The 26,979-nt window shown below is 68.2% G+C and carries 16 protein-coding genes; 2 read left to right on the top strand and 14 right to left on the bottom strand.

All coding sequences use genetic code 11. The features are described 5' to 3' along the window. Positions 1 to 43: 43 nt before the first annotated feature. Entirely contained in the window at positions 44 to 1,930 is a 1,887-nt protein-coding gene (locus M0G41_RS05705; protein ID WP_248206310.1) for a bifunctional serine/threonine-protein kinase/formylglycine-generating enzyme family protein, read from the top strand. Here the strand turns inward: M0G41_RS05705 and M0G41_RS05700 are convergent. The 7 genes from M0G41_RS05700 to M0G41_RS05670 form a co-directional block, all read right to left on the bottom strand. Continuing rightward, complete coding sequence (locus M0G41_RS05700) at positions 1,927 to 4,746, bottom strand: putative bifunctional diguanylate cyclase/phosphodiesterase (RefSeq protein WP_248206308.1); 2,820 nt, start codon at positions 4,744 to 4,746, stop codon at positions 1,927 to 1,929. The genes M0G41_RS05705 and M0G41_RS05700 overlap by 4 nt on opposite strands. 20 nt (positions 4,747 to 4,766) lie before the next feature. Beyond that, positions 4,767 to 5,948 carry a hypothetical protein gene (locus tag M0G41_RS05695; RefSeq protein ID WP_248206306.1) on the bottom strand — a complete coding sequence of 394 codons (1,182 nt, stop codon included), beginning with the start codon at positions 5,946 to 5,948 and terminating at the stop codon, positions 4,767 to 4,769. Then, the gene (locus M0G41_RS05690; RefSeq protein ID WP_248206304.1) at positions 5,945 to 6,415 is read right to left on the bottom strand and encodes a type 2 periplasmic-binding domain-containing protein; all 471 of its coding nucleotides are present in this window, start codon (positions 6,413 to 6,415) and stop codon (positions 5,945 to 5,947) included. Before M0G41_RS05690 ends, M0G41_RS05695 begins: the two co-directional genes overlap by 4 nt. Before the next feature lie 104 nt (positions 6,416 to 6,519). Next, a complete protein-coding gene (locus M0G41_RS05685; RefSeq protein ID WP_248206303.1) occupies positions 6,520 to 8,301 on the bottom strand; it encodes an ABC transporter transmembrane domain-containing protein in 1,782 nt (593 codons plus the stop codon). Then, positions 8,291 to 8,878 carry an IMPACT family protein gene (locus M0G41_RS05680; protein ID WP_248206357.1) on the bottom strand — a complete coding sequence of 196 codons (588 nt, stop codon included), beginning with the start codon at positions 8,876 to 8,878 and terminating at the stop codon, positions 8,291 to 8,293. The genes M0G41_RS05685 and M0G41_RS05680 overlap by 11 nt, the downstream gene beginning before the upstream one ends. Next, positions 8,875 to 9,648 carry a hypothetical protein gene (locus M0G41_RS05675; protein ID WP_248206300.1) on the bottom strand — a complete coding sequence of 258 codons (774 nt, stop codon included), beginning with the start codon at positions 9,646 to 9,648 and terminating at the stop codon, positions 8,875 to 8,877. The genes M0G41_RS05680 and M0G41_RS05675 overlap by 4 nt, the downstream gene beginning before the upstream one ends. Beyond that, positions 9,645 to 10,205: an RNA polymerase sigma factor gene (locus tag M0G41_RS05670; protein WP_343226464.1), complete on the bottom strand. Its 561-nt coding sequence runs from the start codon at positions 10,203 to 10,205 to the stop codon at positions 9,645 to 9,647. Before M0G41_RS05670 ends, M0G41_RS05675 begins: the two co-directional genes overlap by 4 nt. A gap of 286 nt (positions 10,206 to 10,491) precedes the next feature. Here M0G41_RS05670 and M0G41_RS05665 point away from each other — a divergent pair, with 286 nt between their 5' ends. Continuing rightward, a complete protein-coding gene (locus tag M0G41_RS05665) occupies positions 10,492 to 13,908 on the top strand; it encodes a sensor histidine kinase (RefSeq protein ID WP_248206297.1) in 3,417 nt (1,138 codons plus the stop codon). Between the two features lie 24 nt (positions 13,909 to 13,932). Here M0G41_RS05665 and M0G41_RS05660 read toward each other — a convergent pair whose 3' ends face one another. From M0G41_RS05660 to M0G41_RS05630, 7 genes are all read right to left on the bottom strand, one after another. Next, positions 13,933 to 15,363, bottom strand: a complete 1,431-nt coding sequence (locus M0G41_RS05660) for an aldehyde dehydrogenase family protein (protein WP_248206294.1) — start codon at positions 15,361 to 15,363, stop codon at positions 13,933 to 13,935. Between the two features lie 35 nt (positions 15,364 to 15,398). Continuing rightward, positions 15,399 to 15,767 (bottom strand): four helix bundle protein, encoded by a 369-nt coding sequence (locus M0G41_RS05655; protein WP_248206292.1) that lies wholly within the window; start codon positions 15,765 to 15,767, stop codon positions 15,399 to 15,401. 166 nt (positions 15,768 to 15,933) lie between these two features. After that, the gene (locus M0G41_RS05650) at positions 15,934 to 17,577 is read right to left on the bottom strand and encodes an acetolactate synthase large subunit (RefSeq protein WP_248206351.1); all 1,644 of its coding nucleotides are present in this window, start codon (positions 17,575 to 17,577) and stop codon (positions 15,934 to 15,936) included. A gap of 73 nt (positions 17,578 to 17,650) precedes the next feature. After that, the gene (gene xseA / locus M0G41_RS05645; RefSeq protein ID WP_248206290.1) at positions 17,651 to 18,976 is read right to left on the bottom strand and encodes an exodeoxyribonuclease VII large subunit; all 1,326 of its coding nucleotides are present in this window, start codon (positions 18,974 to 18,976) and stop codon (positions 17,651 to 17,653) included. A gap of 52 nt (positions 18,977 to 19,028) precedes the next feature. Further along, positions 19,029 to 23,051: a hypothetical protein gene (locus M0G41_RS05640; RefSeq protein ID WP_248206288.1), complete on the bottom strand. Its 4,023-nt coding sequence runs from the start codon at positions 23,049 to 23,051 to the stop codon at positions 19,029 to 19,031. 11 nt (positions 23,052 to 23,062) lie between these two features. Continuing rightward, positions 23,063 to 24,907: a hypothetical protein gene (locus M0G41_RS05635; RefSeq protein ID WP_248206286.1), complete on the bottom strand. Its 1,845-nt coding sequence runs from the start codon at positions 24,905 to 24,907 to the stop codon at positions 23,063 to 23,065. Between the two features lies 1 nt (position 24,908). Further along, positions 24,909 to 26,954 (bottom strand): heme-binding protein, encoded by a 2,046-nt coding sequence (locus M0G41_RS05630; RefSeq protein WP_248206284.1) that lies wholly within the window; start codon positions 26,952 to 26,954, stop codon positions 24,909 to 24,911. Positions 26,955 to 26,979: the final 25 nt, after the last annotated feature.

Raw genomic sequence — 26,979 nt, 5'->3', positions numbered from 1 at the left:
CGCAGCACAGGGCCGCCGTCCCCCTCGATGTCGCAGGTGGCGCTTGAGCGAGTTTCCAGACATCCCCGGACTGCAGATCCGCAGCGAGCTGGGCCGGGGCGGCATGGCCCAGGTCTTCGTCGCCGTGCAGACGGTGCTCGAGCGCGAGGTGGCGGTGAAGCTGGTGCGGCCGCGTAACGAGGCCGACCTCATGCAACTGCAGCGGCTGGAAAACGAGGCCCGCGCCCTTGCTGGCCTGCAGCACCCGCATATCGTCGAGCTGTACGACTTCGGCCGCACCGCGGAAGGCGGCATGTACTACGTCATGCCCCTGCTGCCCGGCGGCGACCTGCGCCGCTGGGGCGCACCGGTTGACGAGGAGAGGGTGGCCGGCCTGCTGCACCAGCTTCTCGATGCGCTGGCCCACGCGCATGCGGCCGGTATCGTCCATCGCGACATCAAGCCCGAGAACATCCTGTTCGATCGCAACGACCGCCCGCTGCTGGCCGATTTCGGCGCCGCGCTGACCCGCTCGAAGTCGCGCATCACCAGCGAGGGCCTGGCCATCGGCAGCGCCGGCTACATGAGTCCGGAGCAGGCGCGCGGCATCGATGTGGATGCCCGCTCCGACCTCTACAGTCTTGGCGTGCTGGCTTTCGAGCTGCTGACCGCCAAGCTGCCCTTCGATGGCCCGGACGCGCTGGCCATCGCCATGGCCCAGATGGAGAACCCGGTGCCCAAGCTGCCACCGGCCCTGGTCCACTGGCAGGGGTTCTTCGACCGCGCCCTGGCCTACGAGCCGGCGTGGCGCTTTGCCAGCGCCGAGGAGATGCAGGCCGCGCTCGACGACATCGAGGCCGGACCGGAGCCGGCTCGCGACCTGCCTGATCCGCGCAAGCTGGGTCTTGCCCTTGCGATCGCCGTCGCGGTGGTGCTCGGCCTGCTGGTCTGGCTGACCCGCGAGCCGCCGGTCGACGCCGATGAGATCACCGGCCTGATCGCCGCAGGCCAGCTGCTGCCGCCGCGGGCGCCCAACGCCCTGGATGCGCTGCTGGACGCGCGGCAGCAGGGTCTCGACCCGCTGCTGATCGAGGCTGCCCAGGATCGCCTGCTGTCCGCGCTGCAGGCCGAGCAGGATCCGCTGCTTGCTGCCTCGAGGCTGGACCAGTTGCCGCCGCTCTGGGAGCGCTGGCAGCTGGCGGTCGGCGCGCTCGATGCCCACGCCGACCTGCGGGTGGTCGAGCACAACCGCCGCGTCGAGTCCCTCCTGCAGCCGCAGCTGGAGCGCGCCCTGCGCGAGTTCGATCGCCGCGAGGCAGCGCTGGCGCTGCGCCTGCTGGATGCCTCGGCAATGGTCAGCAAGCCGCTGCTGGAGCTGGCCAGCCAGGTGCGCGCGCTGCCCGTCGAGGGCGAGCCTTTCAGCGATCCCGGCGGCCCGCCGCTGGTTCTGCTCGAGCGACCGCAGTCCGGTCGGGCGGGCTACGCGCTGATGCAGGCGCCGGTCAACGACGCGCTGTTTCAGGCCTTTTCGGAGTCGAGCGGAGCCAAGGGCTGCGCCTCGCCCGAGCCCGGCCGGCCTGGCTGCCTCAGCCATGCCGAGGCAGGCGCGTTCGCCCGCTGGCTGGCCCAGCGCACGGGACAGCCCTATCGACTGCCCAGTCGCAGCGAGCTGAAGGCGGGAGTGGGCCAGCTCGCCAACCTGCCCCTGCATGCCTGGAGCAGCGAGTGCCGCATGCTGGCCGAGCAGGCCAAGGACAACGCTGCCAAGCGCGCCTGGGGACGGGTGAAATCAATCTTCGGCGCCAGGCCGGCGCCGCCGCAGACGCACTGCGTGGGCCACTGGGCGCTGTCCCTGGACGGCAGCGGACAATGGCGCGCCTATGAGCAATCGGCGCCGACGACAACCGTGCTGCTGCTGCGCGAGGTACCCCCGGTCGCCGATTCCGACTAGCCGGTTCCTTCGCCGAGCACCCAGTCGGGCAGGGGGCCTGGCTTGGCGATGTGGAAGCCCTGGCCGTAGTGGACGCCGGCCTCGGCGAGGAAATCCTGCAGCGCCTGCGACTCGACGAACTCGGCGACGGTCTTCAGCTGGTAGCCGTTGGCGAGCAGGACCATGGCGCGGATGAACGCCTGGTTGCGTTGGTCCTTGAGCGCCTGGCGGACGTAGCTACCATCCAGCTTCACGTAGCTGAAAGGGAGTTCCCGCAGGTAGGCGAACGACGAATAGCCGATGCCGAAGTCATCGAGCGCGAACTCGCAGCCGAGCTGGCAGAGCTCCGACATCGCCGCGCCCGCCGCCTTGATGTCCCGGAGCGCGGCGGTTTCGGTGATCTCGATGATCAACCGGGGCCGGCTGAGCCTGGAGTGCTTGATGATCTCGGTCAACGTGGACACGAAGTCATTTCGCATGAGGGTGGGGCCCGAGACGTTGACGGCGACCCCGATGTCCGGACGACGTTCGGCCATCTCGCGCAGCATGCGAATCGACTCGTTGAGAACCCACCGGTCGACGCGGTGGATCAGACCCGTCTCTTCGGCGACGCCGATGAATTCAGCGGGGCTCGCGATGCTGCCGTCGGGGAGGCGCATGCGGACCAGCGCCTCGAAGTGCGACACCAACCCGGTGGCCAGGTCCAGGATCGGCTGGAAACTCAAGGTCAGGCCTTCCGAGCCCAGTGCATGCTGCAAGCGCTGCTTCCATTGGCTCATCTGTTTCGAATGCTGCGCGGCGCGCTGTGCATCCGCATGGAGCACCCATTCGCCCTGTCCCGCGCGCTTGGCCTCCTTCAGCGCCGCGTCGGCGTGGTTGAACAGCTCCAGGCGGCTGCGGCATTGGCTGGGGAACAAAGCGATGCCAATACAGCACGACACCGAATGGGTGCGTCCCTCGCGGGTGGTCACGGGTGAGCAGACCACCCGGATGATGCGCTCTGCAACCGACTGCACTACCGATGCACGCACGTCCCGGAGCACCACCAGGAACTCGTCGCCGCCGATCCGGGCCACCGCATCGCGCCGGGTGACGTGTGACTCCAGCGAGTGGGCGGTGCTGGACAGGACATCGTTGCCGGCCTCGTGTCCATCGGTCTTGTTGATCAGACCGAAGCCATCCAGGTCGATGTACAGGATGGCGAACGGCTTGCCCGCGGCGATCAGGTCGTCGATCTCGCGTTCGATCCTGTAGCGGTTGTAGCAGCCCGTCAACGCATCGTGGTCGGCCATCCAGCTGGCTTCGGCCAGAGCACGGCGTTCGCGCGTGAGGTCGAGTCCGATCGAAAGCACGAGGGGCTCGTCATCCGGGCCTCGGACTCCGCAATGGATCCAGCGCAGATTGCGCTGCGCCTCACCCTCCCCGAGTCGGCACTCCGTGAGCACCGGCTGTGCATCATGAGAGCCCATCACTGGCAGGAAAATGGAACCCTCGGCCGGCTCTTGATCCCGGTCTTCAAGCAGAATGGCCGACAGCGGACTGCCTGACTCCAGCGATTCCAGCAGGGTTCGGCCGCCAGCATTGCTGCGGACGACGCGCTGGCCTCCGTCGTGCACGATGATCGCCAGTTGGGCGTGCTCGAACAGCCGATCGACGAACTCGCCCTGGCGGCGCAGTTCGTCGATCTGTTCGCGCAGCTTGCGATCCCGTTGCTCGACTTGTCCTCCCAGCTCGGTCAGGCGCTGGATCAATGCCGAGGCGGTGTCCTCAAGGATGTCCGATTCATCGCGAAGCAGGCGCCGTCTTGCCGGGCGAATGCGCCTGGCCGCAGCCTCGAACTCGCCCTCGGCAATCAGTGGCATGGCTTCGGAAACCCGCTGCAGGCGAGCGCCGATGCCCCCCAGGAGGCGACGCACGCCCCAGACGGCTGCGATCAATGCCAGCAGGCCCAGCCCGAGCGCGCCCCGCTGCTGGCGGCGCAGCAACCGCAGACGGTCCTCGATGTCCTGGGCGAGGGCAAGCTGCAGGGGCGCTGTCGGTCCAGCTTGCCCGCCGGTCCCTGCGGACACCGCGGACACGGCGAAGCGGCGTCCGGTGGCAAGGTCTTCGATCGTCGTCCAGCCTCTGGAACCCGAGGGCAGAGACCCGAGCCGGGGTCCGATGGTGGCGGCCAATGACGGTGTTCCGGAGTTCGCCACGAGCTGGGGCGTAGCGTGGCTGGTTCGCTCCCAGATCAGCAGTTCGGCGTCGTCGAGTGCGGCGAAGGAAACGACCCAGTCGGCCAGGGAGCGGCTTCCCGCAATGACGACCGGTAGACCCTCGGGGTCGAGGACCGGTTCGGCCGCAATCAGTTGGCATTGGTAGGCGCATGCGATCCGGGCGGCGGGACTTCGCCTCGCGATGACCTCGGCAGCGAGGTCAGCGAGCTGCTGTGTTTCGGGTTCGGCAACTGTCTCCCCCGTACTTGCCCGGAACTCCGCGAGCATCCGGCCCCGGTCCGTGAACACCACGACGCGCTCGAACTCCAGATCAAGGCCACTGGCGAGCAGGGCCTGCTCGAGTGTGGCCGCTGCCGCCCCCGACTCAAGTGATGCGAGCGGCTGGAGATTCCCGGCGACCGCACGCAAGGCGAGAAACGCCTGCTCTCGCTGGAGGCCAAGCATGCGCTGAAGCCGCAGGGCAATACGTTCCTGGTCCTGGCCAACCTGCTCTTCGTGGCGAGCCTCGGTTTGCTGCCAGAAAGCGCCGATACCCGCGCTGACCAGCACGATCAACACTCCCGCGGTCAGCAGGCTGGCCTTGTCATGCAGGCTGAACTTCCGCTGCCGGGTGGCCATCTTGCGCCTTGGTCCGGGCCTCAGAACCGGAAGCTGACGCTGGCCGCGAACAACTCCCATTTCCGGGAAAGCGCCTGGAAGTCGCTGATCTGCGATCTCGGCAGGATGCCCGTGCCGTCGATCCAGTGATGGGAGGCGCGAAGTGTCCAGGCCGGCGTGATGTCGTAGCGCAGACCGGCTACCCAGGACTTGCTGTAGCCGAGGTGGGCAACGCCGAACACGGGCAGGAACTGCTCGGTGCCACTGCGATCGCTCCTGCTGGCGTAGTAGTGCTCACGGCGGCCGAACAGCTCCAGCGCGGGGCTCGTGCGCCAGCCAAACTGCGTGTAGTAGCCCTCGCCATCGCCGGTGCGGTCCGGAAGCAGGGGGCCAAAGTCGCGAAACCTCGCGCGCTGCCGCGAGTACTCACCGAGGACATACCAGCGGGCCGCCTGCCACTCGGCGGACAGGACGCTGAAGCTGCCGCGAAGGGAGCCAGCGGCGAACGGATCAGATGGCCCCGAGGGCTCGTAGTCGAGATCAGCGCGAACGTGGCTGGCCACCAGGCGAAGCCTTTCCTCAGCCGTGACCAGCGCCAGATGGGCTGCTTTCATTGACACGTCGGGGAGTTCGCCGGGGACGTTGCCGCCGAGCGCAAGGAACTCCACTTCGGTGGTGTCATTGCTGCGCCGGCCGCCTACGAGGGCAAGCTGGACGCGCGCAACGCCGACGTCCTGCACGAGATCGATCCTGGCCCCGTCGGTCGAGGCCGAGAGCTCGCGAAGTGCTTCGTAGTAGACGGACGCCGGCGGCAGCACCCCAAGCCGCGTCTGCGGCACATCGCGCGTTTCGTTGAAGAGCCCGAGAGGCACCTTGACCCGGCCCAGCTGCAGGTCGGCCTGGGTGTGCTCGCTCTGCAACAGGTCGATCTCGATCAGTGCGAAGTCGAGGAAGACCCGGTCACCAGGCAGATCTCCAGCGCGGCGGTAGGTCAGCTGGGCGGCGCCGCGGATCAGAGGCGAGAACTGCTTGGAAGCGGTGATACCTGCCTCTTGCCAGTCGAAACTGCCTCCCTCCTCTTTGCGGAAGAAAGGATTCTGGCTGGTGTGAAGGTAGCCCTGGGAAAGAAAGCCGCTGATCCTGAGCGGTTCGGAGGCCAGGGCCGACACGGGGGCCAGGATGCCAAGGGCGAACAGCAGGACGAGAGTTGGCAACCGGGTCACTGGACATTTCCTCCTGCATTCACTGCCGGCCCAAGCGGGATCGACCGGACCTCTTCCGTTGGCGGCTGTTCGCTCAGATAACCAATTGCCCCGGGCGTGCTGGCCACCAGTCGGAGCATCTCGGCCTCGTCGCGCACCTCGATGGGCGCTTCGCCGGTGCCGGAGAACACCAGACGGTCCCAGCTGCGGCGCAGCAGATGGGGCAGGATGCGCAGGCTGCCTTCGGCAAACTTCCGATGCGTCGGGTGGCTGTCGGGCAGGGTGAAGACGCGCACCGGGCTGCCATCGGGCCAGCGCCGCAGCCGCATGCTGAATATGGCCCGCAGTTCGGTGGATCCGGGTGTGGTGGCGACGCCGGGATGCAGGATGACAACCGGATGCGGCGTCTCCCCCGACGCGCGGGCAGCGGGCGTGGCGTGGACCAGGGTTACGGCAAGCAGGCCCGTGACGAGGAGTGCACGGATCATGGCAGGAAGCGCTCCGACACCCTCCGTCCCCCGAAATGGCTGCGGAGCCGCAACGCTAGGCGCAATGCGCGCCATGCGCAAGCGGGTTAGACCCTTGCCTGCCCTCAGCCGTCGACGAACTGGAGCCGTGCCAGCTCGGCATACAGGCCGCCGGCCGCGAGCAGGGCCTCGTGGCGGCCCTGGGCGACGATCCGCCCGTGCTCCATCACGACGATGCGGTCGGCCCGGCGCACGGTGGCCAGGCGATGGGCGACGACGATCGTGGTGCGGCCTTGCACCAGGCGTTCCAGCGCCTGCTGGATGCTCTGCTCGCTGGCGGCGTCGAGGGCGCTGGTCGCCTCGTCGAGCAGCAGCACAGGGGCGTCCTTGAGCACAGCCCGGGCGATGGCGATGCGCTGTTGCTGGCCCCCGGAAAGCCGTGCGCCGCGCTCGCCGAGCCAGGTGTCGAAGCCCTCGGGCAGGGCCGAGAGGAAGCCATGCGCCTCGGCCAGGCGCGCGGCCTGTTCGACCGCGGCATCGTCGGCCTCCAGGGCTCCATAGCGGATGTTGTCGCGTGCGCTGGCGGCGAAGATCACCGGGTGCTGGGGCACCACCGCCAGCTGCTGGCGCAGTGCCGAGGGATCAATCTCGACCAGGGGCAGGCCGTCGATGCGAAGTTCGCCCTGTTGTGGATCGTAGAGCCGCAGCAGCAGCTGCAGCACCGTGCTCTTGCCGGCGCCCGATGGGCCGACCAGGGCCACCGTCTCGCCCTCGGCGATATCAAGCGAGAAGCCGTCGAGAGCGGGTTGATCGGGGCGTGAGGGATAGCAGAAGCGGACGTCGCGGAAGCTCACCGCGCCGCGCAGCCGCGCCGGCAGCGCCTGCGGCTGCGGCGGCGCCACCACCGCGGGCACCTCGTCCAGCAGCTGACGGATGCGGGCAAGGCCGCCGGCGGTGCGCTGGACCTCGGCCCAGACCTCGCTGAGCGCGCCGACCGAGCCGGCGCCGAGCACCGCATACAGCACGAACTGGCTGAGCACTCCGGCGCTGAGCCGCCCGGCGACCACGTCCTTGGCGCCGAGCCAGAGCACGGCGGTGATCGCGCCGAACACGAGCAGGATGACGCTGGCGGTCAGCAGCGACTGGGTCCGGATGCGCTTGCGCGCGGTACGCAGGGCGCGCTCGACGGCCTCGGCGAAGCGTTGTGATTCAAAACGCTCGCGGGCGAATCCGCGCACGGTGGACATGGCGGACAGGGTCTCCGCTGCCCGGGCATTGGCCTCGGCAATGCGCTCCTGGCTCTGCTGCGAGACCGCCTGCACGCGGCGGCCGAACAGGACGATGGGCAGGACCACGAGCGGGATGCCGACCATGGCCATCGCGGCCAGGCGCGGGCTGGTCGCGACCAGCATCACCGCGCTGCCGAGCAGGGTGACCACGCTGCGCAGGGCGATCGACAGGCTGGAGCCGACCATCGAGCGGATCTGCTCGCTGTCCGCGGAGAGCCGCGACACCAGTTCCCCGCTTCGGCTGCGGTCGTAGAAGGCGATGTCCAGCGCAAGCAGGTGGTCATAGAGGCGGCGGCGCAGCGCAGCGACGACCTTTTCGCCAAGCAGGCTGACCGCGAAGAAGCGGCCCGCGGTGGCCACGGCCAGCAGGGCGGCAACCCCGAACAGGCCGAGGAACCAGCGGTCGATGGCGGACGGATCGTCCCCGGCGAAGCCGCGGTCGATCATGTAACGCACTGCCACCGGCAGGCTGAGGGTGGCCACCGAGGACAGGGCGAGGAAGCCCAGCCACAGGGCCAGCAAACGGCGCTGCTCGCTGAGCAGGGGCCACAGCGCGGCCAGCGTCTGCCAGGGACGCGGGCGTGGCGTGGCGTCGGCCGCGGTGGACTCAGTGCCCATCATCGATGATCCGTGCCTGCCCACGCGTGGCGTCGGCCAGTGCGGCGACCAGATCGCCGGCCCGGTCGGCCGGAAGGTCCAGCTCCCAGCGCACGCCGCCGCTGTGATGCTCTTCGTCCATCACCTCGGCAGCGAAGCGTGCCGCGAGCGTATAGAGCATGCCGACCTGCTCGAAGCCGGCCTCCACGCGCAATCGGGTTCGCGCCTCGACCACGCGCCTCGGTGCCTGGCGCAGGCATTCGGCTGCGGCCCCGCCGTAGGCTCGGACCAGACCGCCGGCGCCGAGCTTGACGCCGCCGAACCAGCGCGCCACCACGACCAGAACCTGGTCCAGCCCGGCGCCGTCGATGGCGGCCAGGATCGGCCGGCCCGCGGTGCCGCCCGGCTCGCCGTCGTCGAAGCTGCGGTAGGCATCCGCGAAGCGCCACGCCCAGCAATTGTGGTGGGCATCTGCGCTGCAGGCGGAGGCCAGGGCCTCCTCGGCCGGCAGGCCCTCGTCGAGCGGCACGGCGGTGGCGAGGAAACGGCTCTTCTTGACCTCCAGTTCCAGCGAATGAGGCGAGGCGAGGGTGATCAGGGAGGCGTCTCCGGAAGCAGGTCGCGCAGGTCTTCCGGGACCTCGAGGCCGGGCTGCAGCTTGAGCAGCTCGCGCAGCGCGCGCGCCGCGGCATCGTCGTCCCCGTCGGCGCGCAGCCGACGGATGCGATCGAGGCGAAGCTCGACGGTCTGCGGATCGAGGCGTGCCGAACCGGCCGGTGCAGGCTTTGCCGCCCGGGCAGGCTCCGCGGCATCTGCACGCTCATCGGCCTCGGTCGACTTCAGTCGCGAGCCGGTGACGGTGACGCGGTCGATGGCCACGTCCTCGGCGAGCTCGGTGGGAGCCTGCTGACGGCGCTCGGGAGCGATCTTCTGCGCGGCGGGCGGCGCGGCGGGCGGGGAAGCCGCAGGGGCTAGGGCAGCGGGTGGCGGGGGCGCTGCCTGCATCGACGGCGCCTCCGAGCGGGCTCGGCCCAGGGGTTCGGATTCGAGAGCCTCGCCGGCGGTTTCGCGTGCGCCGGCCGCGTCGCTCATGGTCTCCTGCGGGGCGAAGGGGGCCTCCTCGAGGCTGGGGGCCAGCTGGCCGCCCGGGCGCCAGAGCTGTGGCGCTACTGCGAGCAGGACGAGGGCGGCCGCGGCGGCGCCCCCCCAGTGCCAGCGCCGCGCACGCGGCCGGCGCGGCGCAACCGCCTCGCGGGCCGCGGCCAGCACCCTGCGGTCCAGCGCCTCGGATGGCCCCGGCTGGGGCAGTCCACGCAGCGCCTCGGCCCAGCGGGCCTCTTCCTGGTCGAGCCGATCGGCTCCGCTCATGGGCTGCCTCCCGCGAAATGCTGGCGCAGCTTGTCCATCGCGTAGCGCAGCCGCGATTTCACCGTCTCACGTCCGCTGCCGGTGACCTCGGCAATCTCTTCCAGCGACAGCTCGCGCTCCAGCCGCAGCTGAATCGCGACGCGCTGCTCCAGCGGCAGCCGGGCCAGCGCGTCGCGTAGGCGGCGCTGCTGCTGGAACCCATCCGCGCTGGCTTCGGGCGAGGGATCGGCCGTGTCGGGCAGGCCCGGGCCCTCGTCGAGCATCTCGTCCAGCGAGTCATTGGGGCGCTGTCGGCGCCAGACATCGACCATGCGGTTGTGCGCAATCTGGAACAGCCAGGTCGAGAATCGCGCGCTGGGCTGGTAGCTGCGCCGCGACTTGATCACCCGGGTCCACACGTCCTGGAAGCACTCCTCGACCATCGATGCATCCTGCAGGCCGCGGTGCAGAAAGCCGAACAGCGGCTTGCGGAACCGTTGGTAGAGCCGGTCGAAGGCCGCGGCATCGCCCGCTGCGTAGGCGAGCATCAGGTCTTCGTCGCTGTCCGCTTCGCTCACTGCCGCTCGCCGAGTCTCGGGGCCTGGATCGCTCGTTCGGCAGCGGGGAGTGGCCTCCGGCACCGCTGCCAGGGCGAATCCTAGCAAAGCGGGTCGGCTGAGGGCTGCAGCACCCACGCCCGGAGAGGGAAGAATAGAGGAATCCATGGTCGCTGAAACGTCGCAAGGGGAATTCCGGGGTTGCCTGCGCGCGCGGCGCAAGTGCACCCTAGCTTCCAGGGGCTCCGCGACGTGGGGCTCCGCACTGGCCGAGGCCGGTGACCGCCCGATCCCGGAGGCTCAACGGATGAGTGCTGCCCCGCAGTCCGAGCGATACGCGATGACTGCACCCGGTGCCGCGTCGGGGGAATGGGGGCGGCCTCGCGGCCCGCGCTGGCCGGGCTTCCTGCTCCTCGCGCTTCTCTGGCTGCCCGCGCTGGCCATGGCCGAGACCTTCGTAGACCCCGCGGCGGCGCGCTTCCAGCGGCTGGATGCGGAGCGTGGCCTGTCACAGAGCAGCGTGCTCGCGCTCGCCCAGGACAGTGAGCGCCGGATCTGGATCGGCACGCTCAACGGGCTCAACCAGTTCGACGGCTATCGGAACCGTGTGTTCAGCCCGCGCGGGGAGGGCAGTGGCGAGATCGCCGACAACTACATCACTTCCCTGCTGCCGGATGAGGAAGGGCGCATGTGGGTCGGTACCCTGGAGGGCATCAGCCGCTGGGAGCCGCAGGACCAGAGCTTCGTCACCTTCCGCGTCGACCCCTCGCGTCCGGAGGGACTGCGCTCGAACCTGACCCTGGCCCTGCACCGGGACCGCGAGGGCCGGCTCTGGGCCGGTACCGAGGCGGGTCTCGCCCGCTGGAATCCCGAGGCGGATCGCTTCGAACACTGGCCGCCGGGTGGCGACCCGGCGGCAGGCCTGCCGGATGCCCGCATCACCAGCATCACCAGCGGGTCGGGCTCCGTGCTCTGGGTCGGCACCAATGCCGGACCGGCGCGCTATGACGTCGATACAGCGCGTCTTGTTCCACTCGATGGTTTCCCGCATCCCGGCGCGCCGGTGACCTCGATCGTGCTCGATCGCCAGGGTCGCTTGTTCGTGGGCCTCGACAAGCGCGGCGTGGTGATGGGCGATGTCGAGGGCGGCGGGTGGAGGGAGCTTCCGGTGGCCAGCGGCTCCCGAAGCCTGGGTTCGCCGCTGGTCCGCTCGGTATATGTCGATCGGCAGGACCGACTCTGGGTCGGCAGCGAGGATGGTCTCGACGGCCTGCGGATCGAGGAGGGCGAGATCGTGGAGTCTGTTCGCTACCGGAGCAGCCGGCTCAGCAGCACCGGGCTCGGCGGGGGCGTGGTGGCGGCCATACTCGAGGATGCCGACGGCACGCTCTGGGTGGGGTCCTGGAACCAGGGGATCACCTGGCTGAGCCCGGAGAACAACCGTTTCGCCAGCTTCACCGCAGAAACTGCGGCGACGGTGGGCTTCCGCAATCCCTCCTCGATCGCCTTGGCGGCCGACGGTGATGACCTGTGGATCGGAACCGGCAGTGGCCTGTACGGCTTTGACACCGGGCAGCGCAGGCTGTGGGAAGTGAGCCCGGGTCAGGACCAACAGATCTACTACTGCGCGCTCGCCGTCGACGGACGACTGTGGTTCGGACGCGCCACCGGCCTGCGTATTCTTGATCCAGCCACCGGCGCGTTCGAGGACCGGGTCCTGCCCGGCTCTCTGGCTCAGGGCCGGCTGCGGCGCATGCTGCTCGTTGGCGACCGGGTCTGGACGGCAGTGGATCCCTTCGGGCTCGCGGTGCTCGACCGCGAGTTTCGCGAGGTTTACTCGCAGCATCCGATTGCCCGCGTGATCACCTTCATCGAGCGCTTCGACGAGCGGATGGTCCTGCTCGGCGCCTACGACGGCCTGTACTGGTTCGACGCCGAGAGTGGTGCGCTGCTGCACCGTCACGCACTTGGCCCGGCTTCGGCGCCCGGCCCGTCGCCGCGGCTGCCACTGGCCCCGATGGCCTTCGCGCGAGGTGCCGATGGTCGTGCCTGGATCGCCACCAATGGCAGCGGGCTGGCGGAGTTGCGGATGGAGGAGGGCGACCCCGCCTCCGCCCGCTTCCGCATGCTCGACTCGCGCGACGGGCTGTCCGACGGCGCATTGAAGTCCATCGAGGTCGCCCCCGACGGAGTGCTCTGGCTGAGCAGCGCTTCGGGGCTGACGGCCTTCGATCCGCGAAGCGACGAGTTCAGCAACTTCAATCGCGGCGACGGCACGCTGGGGCGTGACTACATCAATGCCGCGTCGGCCCGTTTTGCTGACGGTCGCCTGGCCTTCGGCGGCATGGATGGCTTCACCCTGTTCGATCCGTCCAGGATTTCCGGGTCTCACGCCGAGCTGCCCCCGGTACCGCTGATCTCCGACCTCGAGGCCGATGGCCGGGAGCTGTCCGTGGGGCGTGGGCTGGGCAACTCGGGGCCAGGGGAGTCGGTGATGCTGCCCCGCGGCGGCGTGCGCAGCCTGCAGATCCAGTTCGCCAGTCCGGAATACGTCGACGCCGCGCGCACGCACTACCGCTACCGGCTGGATCCGCTGGAAACCGAGTGGACCGAGGTGGGCGCCGACCGCCGGCTGGCCTCCTACACGGGACTCCGGCCGGGCAGCTATCGCTTCCTTGTCATGGCCAGCGGCAACCGGAACGAGTGGAGCGAGCCGCGCTCCCTTCACCTGCAGGTGCCGCCATTCTGGTGGCAGACGCTGTGGGCGCGCATCGCACTGGTGGGCCTGGCCATCGTGGCGCTGTGGTTCCTGCATCGCCTGCGCCTGGCCAGCGTGGCCCGGCGCAACGATTGGCTGACCGTGCAGGTGGCCGCGCGCACGCGCGAACTCGACAGCCGCACCCGGGCACTCGAGGAGGCCAAGAACCACGCGGAGCAGGCGTTGCAGCAGCTGGAGGAGACCCAGCAGGAGCTGGTCCGCTCGGAGAAGATGGCGGCGCTCGGTCAGCTGGTCGCCGGCGTGGCCCACGAGGTGAACACGCCACTGGGTGTCGCCCTCACCGCCAGCAGCGTGCTGCGCGACGCCAGCGGGCGGCTGGGCGGCCAGGTGGAAGCCGGCCAGCTGCGCAGGGCTGACTTCGACCGTTTCCTCGGCACGGTGTCGGAGTCCACTGCGATGATCGAGCGCAATCTGGAGCGTGCCGCGCAGCTGATCGCCAACTTCAAGCAGGTCTCGGTGGACCGCACCTCCGATGGCCGTCGCGAGTTCGATCTGGCCGCCTACCTCGAGGAGGTCCTGGAAAGCCTGCGTCTCATGTGGAAGCAGCGTGACATCAGCATGGAGGTCGACTGTCCTCCCGGAATCGTGCTCGACAGCTTCCCCGGGGCCATCGGCCAGGTGATTACCAACATCACCCAGAACGCCGTGGTGCATGCCTTCGGGCGCGATGGCAGGGGCCGCATGCAGATCCGCTGCCGGGCGAGGGATGACCGCAGCGTGGAGATCCGCCTCAGTGACGACGGCGTCGGCATGCCCGAGGCGGTGCGCAGCCGGGTCTTCGATCCGTTCTTCACCACGCGGCGCAACGAGGGCGGCACCGGGCTCGGTCTGCACATCGTCTACAACCTGGTGACCCAGAAGCTCGGGGGGCAGATCCGCGTCGAGAGCCAGCCGGGTCAGGGGACCGAGATCACCCTGAGATTGCCCCCCACCGCGCCGGGCTGATCGCCGACGCGCAGGGCGGCGTGCTCAGTCCCGGATCACCAGCAGCCGGATCTCGGTCATGTCCTCGATGGCGTACTTGACGCCCTCGCGGCCCAGGCCCGAGTCCTTCACCCCGCCATAGGGCATGTTGTCGACGCGCCAGCTGGGCACGTCGTTGATCACCACGCCGCCGACGTCCAGTACGTCCCAGGCGCGCATGGCCTTGCGTATGTCGTGGGTGAACAGCCCCGCCTGCAGGCCGAACTTGCTGTTGTTGATCTGCTGCAGGGCCGATTCGAAGTCGCTGTAGCGGTACAGCGCGGCGACCGGGCCGAAGGCTTCCTCGCAGTTGATCTCGGTGTCGAAGGGCACGTCCTCGAGCAGGCTGGCCTCGAGCATCGCGCCCTCGCGCTTGCCGCCGCAGAGCAGCTTGGCCCCGCCCTGGGTGGCGCGCTCGACCCAGCCTTCCAGGCGCTTGGCCTCGCCCTCGGAGATCATCGGTCCGATGAAGGTGTCGTCGTTCTTCGGGTCGCCCATCTTCAGCGCCTTGACCGCGGCAACCAGCTTGTCGCGGAAGGCATCGTAGACGGCGTCGTGGACCAGGATGCGCTGCACGCTGATGCAGCTCTGGCCGCTCTGGTAGTAGGCGCCGAAGACGACCCGCTCGACCACGGCATCGAGTCGATCGGCCTGATCGGCGTCGATGAGGCAGGCCGCATTGCCGCCCAGCTCCAGCACCACCTTCTTGCGCCCGGCCTTGGCCTTCAGCTCCCAGCCGACTCCGGGCGAGCCGGTGAAGCTGAGCAGCTTCAGGCGGTCATCCTCGGTGAACAGGTCAGCGCCGTCGCGCGAGCAGGGCAGGATCGAGAAGGCACCTTTCGGCAGGTCGGTCTCGGCCAGCACCTCGCCAATGATCAGCGCGCCGATCGGGGTGCGCGAGGCCGGCTTCATCACCCAGGTGCAGCCGGCCGCAATCGCCGGAGCGATCTTGTGCGCCGCGAGATTGAGCGGGAAGTTGAACGGGCTGATGAGGGAGCAAGGACCGATCGGCACCCGCTTCCACATGCCGCGATAGCCCTTGGCGCGCTCGGCGATTTCGAGATTCATCACCTCGCCGCCGATCCGCACAGCCTCCTCGGCGCCCACCCGGAAGGTATCGATGAGCCGGGTCACCTCGCCGCGCGCATCCTTGATCGGTTTGCCCGCTTCGATGCACAGCGCCATGGCGATTTCATCGAAGCGCTCCTGGAAGCGCTTGACGCAATGGTTCAGCACCGCCTGGCGCTTGTACGGCGGAAAGGCCTGCATCGCCTCCTGCGCATCCGCGGCGGCAGCGATCGCCTGGTCGATCACCGGATAATTGGCCAGCGCCACCCGCGTGGCCACCTTGCCCGTGTACTTGTCGGTGACCTCGAGATCCTGGTTGGCGTGGATGGCCTTGTTGGCGAGGTAGTAGGGGTAGGTATCCTTCAGCATGGTGATCTCCTTGGCGAGGGCTCAGGGGCTAGGGCTCAGGGCTCAGCAGAGCGGGCGAGGCCCCGCTCGATGCCGCGGACGATGCGTCCGACCTCCCGGCAGAGGTCGAGGACCGCATCCGTCCGTGAGGTTTCGGAAATGCCGATCCTGACTCCCAGTCGTAGGTGGGTCTCCAACTCGGCGAGCGATCCGGCGGAGATGGCGAGGAATCGACGATACTCCTTCCGGCTGCGTCGCTCATGACCTTCGGCGATATTCGCCGGCACCGACACGGCGGCGCGCTGCGCCTGGCTGGAGAGTCCGAAGCGCTCGTGCGGCGGCCAGGTGGCCGTGAGCGCATAGGTCTGCTCCGCGAGATCCATCGCCTTCTGCCAGGCAATCAGCTGCTCGAAGTGGGTAGCCATCTCTGATCATGATCGTTGACGAGCCGAACCAGCCCTGTTGCTCTTTCCTGAGCCCTGACCGAGCGAAGGCGCAGGCGGCGAAGCCGCCGTTGCCGCGCAGCGGCCGAACCCTGAACCTTGAACCCTAAGCCCTAAGCCCTAAGCCCTAAGCCCTGAGCCCTAGAACTCAAAGCTTCGCCGACAGCTCCTTGATCTCCCGGTTGAGGATGCGGTCATTGTCCGAATAGTCGATGGGCAGCTCGATCAGGTCGAACCCGGGCTCCTGCAGGGTCTTCTCCAGCAGGGGGGCGAACTCGGCGGCGGAGGAGGGGCGGTGTCCGCGGGCGCCGTAGCTTTCGGCGTACTTGACGAAGTCCGGGTTGCCCATGTCCATGCCGAAGTTGGCGAACTCCATGTTGGCCTGCTTCCACTTGATCATGCCGTAGGCATTGTCGCGGACTACGATCATGGTCATGTTGAGGTTCAGCCGTACGGCGGTCTCGATCTCCTGCGAGTTCATCATGAAGCCGCCGTCGCCGGCCACCGCGACCACCTTGCGGTCGGGGAAGACCATCTTCGCCGCCATGCCCGAGGGCAGGCCGGCGCCCATCGTCGCCAGGGCGTTGTCGAGGAGCAGGGTGTTCGGCTCCATGCAGCGGTAGTAACGGGCGAACCAGATCTTGTACATGCCGTTGTCGAGACAGAGGATGTCCTTCGGTCCGAGCACCTTGCGGATGTCGGCGACCATCCGCTGCGGGTAGATCGGGAAGCGGTCGTCCTCGGCGCCTTCGGCGAGATGGTCGTTGAGCGCCTTGCGTACCTTGTCGAAGTAGCTGAAGTCCCAGTGCGAGGCAGGCTCCATGCGCTGCTTGATCCGCCACACCGAGTTGGCGATGTCGCCGACGACCTCGACCTGCGGGAAGTAGACCGTGTCCACCTCGGCGCCGAAGTAGTTGACGTGGATGACCGTGCGGTGGCCCTTGCGCATGAAGAAGGGCGGCTTCTCGATCACGTCGTGGCCGACGTTGATGATGCAGTCGGCCTTGTCGATTGCCCGGTGCACGAAGTCGTTGTCGGACAGCGAGGCATTGCCCAGCCACAGCGGATGGGTTTCGTCGACCACGCCCTTGCCCATCTGCGTGGTGAAGAAGGGAATACCAAGCTTGTCGACGAACTCGCGCAGCATCTTGGCCGTGGTCTTGCGGTTCGCGCCGGCCCCCACCATCAGCAGCGGGCGCTTGGCATTGGTGATGGCCTCGGTGGCGAAGGCAATCGCCTTGTCGTCGGCCACCGGGCGCCGCGAGTGGCTCTTGGGGATCAGGATGGCGTCGGAGTCTTCATCGGCGATGTCCTCCGGCAGCTCGAGGTGGACCGCGCCGGGTCGTTCCTCCTCGGCTCGACGGAACGCCTCGCGGACCCGTGCCGGGATGTTGTCCGCCGAAACGATCTGTTTGGTGAACTTGGTCAGGGGCTTCATCATGTCGACGATGTCGACGATCTGGAAATGCCCCTGCTTGCTCAGCTTCACGGGCTTCTGTCCGGTGATCATCATCATCGGCATGGCGCCAAGCTGGGCATAGGCCGCGGCGGTGACGAAGTTGGTCGCGCCCGGTCCCAGGGTGGCCAGGCACACGCCGGCCTTGCCGGTCAGCCGGCCGTATGTGGCGGCCATGAAGCCGGCCCCCTGCTCGTGGCGGGTGAGGATCAGCTTGACGCTGGAGGTGCGCAGCGATTCCAGCAGGTCGAGGTTCTCCTCGCCCGGGATACCGAAGATGTACTCGACGCCCTCGGCCTCCAGTGCGCGCATGAACAAGTCGGATGCTTTCATGATCTCTCCCCTGGGATGATGGGCGAAGGGCATTCCGTCGCCTTGGCGGTAGTGGGTTCTTCTTCGATCTCTTGCTTCAGAGCGAGCGCAGGTCCAGCTTGCCCTCGGCCAGCTGCGCCTCCAGGCGGTCGCCCGGCTGCACCTGGGATGCGGCGCGGACCGGCTTTCCATCCTTGCGCAGCACCGAATAGCCGCGCTGAAGGGTCTGTAGCGGACTGACCGCTTCCAGCGTGCGGCCGAGCTGGGCCAGTTGCAGCGCGCGCGTGCGGGCCTGTGCGGCGACGCTGCCCTGCAGGGCGCGGCGCAGTGACTCAAGACGTTGTCGGTTGGCGGCGAGAGCTCGCCCGGGATGGCTGCCGCGCAGCCGGCCGGCGAGCTGGGCCAGGCGTTGCCGGCGCTGGCCAAGATGCAGCTCGATGACCGAATGCAGTCGCTCGCCGGTGCGTGCCAGCAGCTCGCCGTGGCGCTGCAGGCGGCGCAGGGGGCGCTGGGCCTCAAGACGCAGCGCCAGCCGGTCGAGTTGCTGGGCCCTTTCGCGCATCAGTCTTGCGCCGGCGGCCTGCAGGCGCTGCTCGGCGCGCTGCAGTCGCTGGGCCAGCACGCTGCGATCGGGCACCAGCGCCTCGGCGGCGGCCGAAGGGGTGGGGCAGCGCAGGTCGGCGACGAAATCGGCGATGCTGACGTCGATCTCGTGGCCCACGGCACTGACGGTGGGGGTGCGGCAGGCGGCGATGGCCCGGGCGAGTCCCTCGTCGTTGAACGCCGCAAGGTCCTCCAGCGAACCGCCGCCGCGGGTCAGCAGCAGTACGTCGTAGCGGCCGCTGGCGTCTGCGCGGGCGACCATCCGGGCAATCTGACCCGGGGCCTCGGTGCCCTGCACGGGCACCGGCAGAAGCTCGACCTCGACCAGGGGAAAACGCCTCCTGAGCACGCTGAGCACATCGTGCACTGCGGCGCCGCTTGGCGAGGTCAGGACGCCAAGGCGAGCCACCCGATCCGGAATCGGGCGCTTGCGCTCGGTGCTGAAGAGCCCCTCGGCCTGCAGCTTCGCCTTAAGCGCCTCGAAGGCGGCGCGCAGGGCGCCCTCGCCGGCCGGCTCAAGGTGCTCGACAATCAACTGGTAGTCGCCGCGTGGCTCGTAGAGCGAGAGCTTGCCGCGGGCCAGCACGCGATCGCCATCGGCCGGCTTGAAGCGCAGCCACTGGCTCTTCGGGCGGAACAGGGCGCAGCGAACCTGGGCGTTGCGGTCCTTGAGGCTGAAGTAGAGATGGCCGGAAGCGGGGCGGGCGAGGTTGCTCAGCTCGCCTTCCACCTCCACCAGACCGAAACTGTCCTCCAGAAGGGACCGGGCCAGCGCATTGAGCTGGCTCGGCGTCAGGATGCGGCGTTCGATCTGGCTCACGGTCAGCGCGTCCGGGTCGGGAAGCGGGTTGGCGACGGCCGCGCGCGAACCATCACTCCGGGTGCTTCGGCGCGCCGTGGCCGTCCTTGCCGTGGGCCTCTCCGTGCGCTTCTCCGCGATGCGCCGGCTCCGGCTCACCGTGGGTCGCATCGCCCAGCACGGAGTGATTCTCGGGCTGCAGCCCCCAGACGCGGTTGGGTCGGAACGGCAGCGGCTTGGACTCGATGCCGGTCGGTCCTTCGACCTCGTCGCTGACCGTCCAGATGCTGCCATCGTCGTTCATGTACAGCCGCTTCATTTCCTCGGCATTGAACGGCCGGGCGCCGACGCGACCCAGCACCGCCATCTGGCCACCGCTCTCGTCCACGGCGCGGTCGCGCTCCAGCGCACGGGTGAGGGACAGGGCAGGGCGCTTGGTGGCCCAGCTGGCCACCAGCTGGGGCCTCGGCTCCGCTGCGTAGCCGTAGAAGTTGGGCTGGGTATCGGGGGCGGTCAGCTGGACGACCTTCAGTCCACCGCTGCCGTCGGCCACGTACATGAAGGGCGAGGCGTTGGTCGAGGCGACAGTGACGTCGCGTGCATCGACGATGGCACCGTCGGCGTTGAACATCTGGTAGAGCGTCGGACGGTCAGCGCGGGTGACGTCGATGATGGCCACGCCCTCGGCACCGTTGGCGACATAGGCGTAAGTGCGTGCCACGTGCAGCTTGTGCGCGCTGCGCAGGGGCACCAGGGCACCTTCGACCAGCTTCGGTTCGGTCGGCCGGGTGATGTCGATGACCTCAAGGCCCCGTGCCGTGGTGACGAAGGCGTAGCGGAACTGGACCTGGACCGCGCGTGGATCGTCCACGGCGACCGTTGCGACGAACTTCGGCTGCATCGGGTCGTTCATGTCCAGCACCACGACGCCGCGCGGGGTGGAGGCGAAAAACCAGCGCCCCGCGATGGTCAGGTGACGGACGCCATCCAGCACGCCGCCCTCGTTCCAGGTCATTGCCCGGTCAAGGTGGTTGTTGCGCGGATCGCCATCGGCCAGCGTGTCCACATTCACCGCAATCAGGCCTTCCTCGGCGTCCGAGATGAAGGCGTAGTGATAGATCGGGTGGAAAGGCTGCTCGAGGTTGATCTCGCGCATCAGCTCGCCCTGGTTGCGCTCCGGCGCGATCGGCTGGGTGGTCGGCAGGGCGACGCAGGTCGCATTGCGCGACTCGACCTGGGTGTCGTGGCCGAGCTCGGAGAACGGCGCGGTGATGAAGCGCAGCGAGACGCCCTTGTTGGCGACGCTGGCGATGTCATAGGCCTGCATGCCCTTGCGGCCCTCGGCGACGAACAGGTACTCGCCGCGGTGCTGCAGGCAGCCCACGCTGTCGCCGGTGCGGTGGTTGTAGCCGTCCGGCAGCTTGCGGTCGCGGGCGACGTGGTCGGCGTAGCGTTTCGGGTAGGCGTAGCGATGCAGGTAGGAGCCGATGACCGCCTGCGGCTCGTCCCATTCGGTGACCGGGATGGCGCTGATCTCGCCCTCGCCGCCGACCCAGGCATTGAAGCCGAGGAAGTCGACGAACTTGGTGCCCTGCAGCAGCAGCTGGGCCATGATCGCGTTGTTGTCATTGTTCTTGGACAGGTGGCAGTCCGTGCACTGCTTGGTCTCGCCGCGCCGCTCGGTGTGCGGGTAGTGCGGGGCGAAGGCCTGCGAGGAGAAGCCACTGGCCGCGATCGGCGGCTGCTGGATGTAGATCCGCTCGCGGTTCGAGTTGGTCGACGACAGCACCAGTGCCGACGTGGAACGCACCGGGGCGATCTTGTAGTCCTTGATCTCGCCGTGGATGCCGAGCTGGAAGATGTCGTCGCGCGCAACCTGCGGGTTGTAGGTCGCGTAGTTGCGCGTTTCCTTGCCCTCGTAGTGTTTGCGGTCGGTCTTCCAGTTGGCCTGGATCGGAAGATGGCAGCCGCCGCAGCTGGTCGTCCAGGAGGTGTGGCAGGTGTAGCAGAGCATGGTGTCCTCACCATGCGCGCGGTCTTCCTTGGCCACGCCGACGCCGTACTCCAGGGTATCGGTGTTGCGCGACATGGTGTGGGCCCGGTCGGCCTTGGCGTTGTAGGCGGCGTGACCCTCGGAAGAGACGTCCTTCATCAGGGTCATCTTCCACTCCAGGCCCTCGACCACCGCCGAGCGCTGGATCAGCTCGCCGCCGACCCACTCGAAGCGCCGCTTGCCATCGGGGTTGCGGATCAGCGCCAGGTTCCGGCCGGCCTTCGAGGCCATCGGTCCGCTGGTGCGCAGGGTGGGGTATTCGTCTGCCGTGCCATGGCAGTCCTGGCACATGATCTCCACGCCGGCCATCACCTCGCCGACGATGTGGCCATTGGAATGGCCGTCCTGCTGGAAGTGGCAGTCGACGCACTGCATGCCCATGTCGACGTGGATCGAGGACATGTGGACGGTCTTCTCGAAGCGCTTGGGATCCTCGCGCGAGATGAGGTTGCCTTCCTTGTCGAGCAGGTTGCCCTTGCGGTCGCGCTTGAAGATGGCGCGGAAGTTCCAGCCGTGGCCGTGGTAGTCGGCGAACTGGGTCGCGGTCATGTCCGGATTGCGTTCGGCAACGGTCTTCAGGAACTCCGGATCGGCCCACTTGCCGCGGATCGCCGCCTCTTCCGGGTTGCGGTCATTGATGGCGCGGATCTGCGAGTCGGTGGGGGTGAACTCCTCGGTGGGGAACATCGAGGGCGCATCCGGCTCGTAGTCCCACATCGTGTAGCCGAGCATGCTGTTGAGGAACATGTTCGGCTGGTGCATGTGGCAGACCATGCACTGGCTGGTCGGGATCTGCCGGGTGAACTCGTGCTTGAGCGGGTGGCCGGGCTCATTTCGGGGGATGGTCGGGTCGGCCTGCTGGGTGAAGCCTTCGTTGCCGAACTTGGCGTACTGCAGCGAGTGTCGTGGGTCGCGGTCGTTGGCGTAGATGACGTGGCAGGCGGTGCAGCCCGAAGAGCGGAAGTCTCCCGGGTTGTCATTGGTGCCGAGGAACCACAGGTGCGGGTCGTTGAGGCGGGTCTTGGTGATGTTGATCACCGGCACGGCGATCCGCGCACCGGTACCGGGGCCGCGGTTGGACTGCTTGATGTCCGGGCGGCCCGGCTCTTCGAGGCGCTGGATCTGGCCCAGCGAATTGGGCAGGCCGGTCTCGGGGAAGGTGCTGTTGATGTTCCGGCCGCCGCGTTCGAAGACGCGGAAGACGTCCGCCGGCGGAATCACCTCCCAGGCCGGAAGCGCGGTCAGCGAGGGCAGGATGCCGCGTTTCTTCATTTCCTCGGTGACTTCGACCGGATTGTTGATGGCCCCCCAGCGTCCTTCCTTCGTGTAGTACTCGCCGAGGATGTAGCGCTTGTAGGGCAGGATGCCGTTGTTGTAGCTGGCCCCGCCCCAGAGCATGGCCGAGGTGGCCATGATGCTGGTCCGTGTCGCGTTGACGATCGGCAGATGGCAGGCGCCGCAGGCCTCGTCGGCGATGCGCAGGTCACCCGGATTGATGAAGCGCACGAACTCCGGCGATTCGGCAGCCAGATGCGCGAAGCTTCCTTCGGGATTGCGCGAGGCGGGGTAGTACCAGCGGTCGGGGTAGCGCGGCAGGACGTGGGCGGCCTCCATCGCTCCGAGGTACTCGCTGCTGTATGGCACGTCGACGTGCGGGTACTTGTGCTTGGGGTACTCGACCTTCTCGAGCGGGTTCTGCGAGCCGATCACGTGGCGGTGGTAGACCTTGCCCGGCGAGGGCGACTGCACCTGGGCATTGCCGCCGTGGCAGTCGGTGCAGCCCAGGATGACCGCAGGGTTCCGGTGCATGGTCTTCTGGTCGGTCGCCGTGTGGCAGCTGACGCAGCCAGCCGACTTGGCATCGGCCTCGGCCTGGGTCTGGTAGGCCGGCGCCGGGGCGTGGGTCGTGTACTCGCGCTCGACCGGCTTTTCCTCCGCGGCCTGCGCTACGCAGGCCAGCAGGCAAGCGGCGAGGACGAGCCAGCGGCGGGCGCCGCGTGCAACGGATTCGGGGGTGCGAGGATGCTGGATGGTCGCCTGCATGGTCTGGGTCCCTAGAAGGTGAACACCAGGTTCGCGAGAACCGAGTAGTAGATGTCGTCGTCGCCGTAGAGGTCGCTGAGGCCATCGCCGGGATTGAGACCGGCGGCCGACAGCCTGATCACGGCGTTCTGGGTCATGAACGGGCGCCAGATCCAGGCGATGGACAGGTCCTGACCGATCTCGCGGTCGATGGTCGCCTGGTTGCGCGCCAGCTCCAGCGAGGCGGTCTCGTCGAACCAGAGCTGGTTGAGGTTGACCGAGACGCGCGACTCCGGCGTCAGGTCGAAGTCGGCGCCGACGCCGACCAGGCGCAGTCCCGGGCCGTCGAAGTTGCTCTGGCCAAGCTCCTTGGAGGAGCGCAGTGTCGGAATCATCGAGTTGCGGCCGGTGAGCGCCACGCCGCCGCCGCCGATCAGCGGCATGTTCTGGCGGATCCAGTAGCTGGTGTCGGCGCCGGCGAAGATCGGATTCTCGAAGATCGCGTCGAAGCCGTTCGACTCGTCGTCGAAGGGGTCGTCGTCGCCCGAGGCCCAGGCCACCGAGAGGCGGGTGCGGATCCAGTCGAAGTCGTAGCCGGCCTCGGCGGCGAAGAAGCCGGCGCTGACATCGTTCTCGTTGCGGGTGAACACCGCATCGTTGTCGCCGATCGCGTAATAGGCCGAGACGGTGAGGTTCAGTCGCCCGAAATGCCCGTCGCCGTTGTAGCCGAGGTAGGTGACGTCGTACTCGCGCGGGCGCTCGATTCCGAGCGAGGCCGGACGGGCGATGAATCCGTTCTCGTCGAAGGTGAACTCGGATTCGCGGTTGCGGTTGTGGACGATGGTGCCCTGGGAGATGAAGCCCAGCACCGGCCAGTCCTGGTAATAGAAGTTGGCGACGAAGACGTCGTCGTCGCGCAGGCCCTCGAAGACGTCGTTGAGGCCGCTGTTGGTGTCTTTCTCGACCCGGCGGAACCAGGCGAGGTTGTACTGGGCGCGGTTGTTCAGGCGGTTGCCGAACAGGCGCACGCCGAACTGCAGGTCCTGGAAGAGGAAGCCGCGGAAGTCGGTGGAGAAGGGCTGGATGCCGATGCGCAGCGAGTCGAAATCGTAGCGGTCGGAGACGTCGCGCAGATGCTTGTCGTAGAACAGTTCCTGCACGGCAACGAAGCTGTCCTCGCGGATCCGACCGCCGCGCGGGTCGATCAGCAGGGCGCGCACGTCCTGGGTTTCCACGCGGTTGTACTGGGTCGCCAGAGTGAGCCGGAACTCGTGGGCCGGCGGCTTGAACACGGTATCGCCCTTGAACAGGATGATGCCGGTGAGGAAGGTCTGGGCGAAGATCGTCTGGTCGATGCCGGAGAAGATGTCGAGCGAGTCCGGGTCCTGGCTCGCCTGCGGGCCAACCGGCGTCGGGATGGAGCGCGGCTCGATGATGGTGTCGGAGATGCCCAGCAGGGAGAAGAACCAGTCCTTGCCCTTCAGCCCCGGAATCTTCATCGGCTTGTCCCCCTTCCAGATGTTCTGGTTGTAGGGGTCGTACCAGGGGAACTTGAAGCCAAGCGCCTCCATGATGCGCCAGCGGTCGGGCAGGGGCACGAAGCCACCGACGGCGTCCACCGGCGCCGGATTGATCGCATCGGGATTCTGCGGATCCGGTTCGACGATGGGCGTCGGCGGCGGATGGCCCGGGCGGCGGCGCGGGATGACCGCCGTGGCAGGATCGTAGGTGACGCCTGGCACGAGGTGGGTCCAGCTCATCCAGATGGGCATCGCGCCAAGGGCATCGCTGGTCAGCGGCTCGGAGGCGGCGGCCGGCAGGCTGCAGCTGCCGGCGCAGGCGATGAGCAGGGCGCGGTGGAGGATCGAGGTCTTCATCTCACTTCCCTTCGCAGACGTTCTGCTGGTCGGATCCGATGAACGGGGACTGCGGGCACTGCACATAGCGCAGGCGTGCACCGCGGACCACGAGTTGATCGGCGCGGATCTCGCGCGGCGCATTGCCGAGCCCGGTGTTGAGCCGCAGCCCGGCGTTGTGCACGCCGAGGAAGGAGATCATGTCGTCCTGGTCGATGCCGTCGCCGGAAACGCCGATTGCTCCGATCAGCTGGTTTCCGCGGTAGATCGGCACGCTGCCGGGAAAGATCTGGATGCCGTTCGCCAGCCGCTGCAGGCCGGTGCAGCTGCCCGGTGGCGGATCCGCCAGCGGCGTCGGAAAGCCCGGTCGCGGCGCGCCGACCAGCAGCTGGCCCTCGAGGAAGATCGGCAGGCCGAGCTGGTTGACATAGTGCGCGACGTGCAGGGCCAGCTGGTTGTAGACCAGGTCGAGCTGGATGCCGTCGTGGAACGGGCTCCACTGGTCGAAGGGGCGGGAGAACGGTCCCGATTGCGGGCTGATGATCCCGTCCGGGTAGTACGGACGGGACAGGTTGCCGCCGGCGCGGTCGCTGAAGGCGAAGGCGCCGTCACCCAACGCGCTGGCGTTGCCGGTGAACTCGCGCACCCGGGTCACGTACTCCGAGATCTGCACCCGGTCGACCACGGTCAGGTTGAAGCGATCCGGTGCGGCCTCGCTGGGCAGCAGGGCGCCGGCGAAATAGGCGACCTCGGGACGGCTGTTGAGATCGGCAGCGGCGAACGCGCCGGAATAGAAGGCTGCGGTGCGCGCCTTCTGCAGGGAGACATCGGTGCCGAAGATCGGTGCGTCGCGGGTTCGGCCGAAGGCGAGGATCACGCCATTGGTGTCGACCACGTTGATGCTGACCCGGGCCTGGGTGCCGAACGGACGGCGGATCTGCGCGCGGGCGGCGTTGGCGATGGCCAGCGCCTCGTCCACCACCACCCGGGCTTCCTCGGCGGTGATCGCGCCCGCGCCGTCGGTGCCTGCGCGGGGCGGGAAGCGGTTGGCGCCGTCGGCGCCGACCAGGACGAAGGCGTCGCGGCCCGGGTAGAGCGATCCGGCAGGCACGTAGCCCGAGCCCGGCGTGCCGAACACGGTGCCGGCCTTGACCACGCCGTCGGTGTAGGCCGGCACCGCGGTGAAACTACCTGCGGTGTCGAGGTTGCCGGTGGCGCCGGGCGCGGCGCTGAGGTCGGAGAACTGGGCGTCGCTGAAGCGGAAGGTCTTGCCGTCGACGGTGATGCGGTCGCCGCGGCGGTCGAGCGGGGCACCGAAGCCGAAGGTGCCGGCGGTGGCGATCAGTTCGTCGAGGTCCTGGTCGAGGTCGCTGATCGTCGGATCGAGCCCGTAGTCCGGGTCTGCCGAGACGCCGATGCCGCCGACCGGTACGCCGTCCTTGTACAGCGGGAAGCCGCCGGGGTCGGCCGACAGCCCGAGTGGCGAGCGGTGGGGGCCCGGGCCCGTGCTGGTCAGCGGCGAGCGCAGCATCAGGTCCGAGCAGCTGAGCTGGCTGAACTGCACGCCGAACAGCGGTCCTGACGGGGCATTGAACTCGCCGGGATTGAAGTGCTCCTGGACGATCTGGTTGGCGGTGCGGGTCGAGAATGCGTTGCCCTCGGACGACAGGTAGGCACCGGTGATCGCCTTGGCGATGGCGGCCAGTTCGGTAGGCACGCCAAGGCCTTCCAGCCCACCGACCACGCCGCGCTGTGTGCCGACGCGCACGGTTACCCGGGTGCCGTTCATGCGATAGACGCCGAGCACGTTGCCGACACGGTCGACGACGGCAATCACGCCGCTTGCGTTCCGTGCCGAGGCCTCTGCCACGGCCTGGCCGACGATCTTGCGGACATCGCCCGGGGTCAGGAAGGAATTTGCGTTGACGCAGCTGCCCGTACACCCCTGCGGTTCGCCGGGCTGCGGCGGCGCTGTACCGGTGGTTTCACCGGTGTTGCTGCCGCCGCTGCAGGCGGACACGAGGGCGGCGATGCAGAGCGCCAGGCTGGCGCGGCGTACGTGGGCCATGGCTGGAACCCTCCCCAAGGTTCTA

Source organism: Pseudomarimonas salicorniae, assembly GCF_023156535.1.
Classification (GTDB): Bacteria; Pseudomonadota; Gammaproteobacteria; order Xanthomonadales; family Xanthomonadaceae; genus Pseudomarimonas; species Pseudomarimonas salicorniae.
This window is presented reverse-complemented; position numbering and strand designations above follow the sequence as displayed.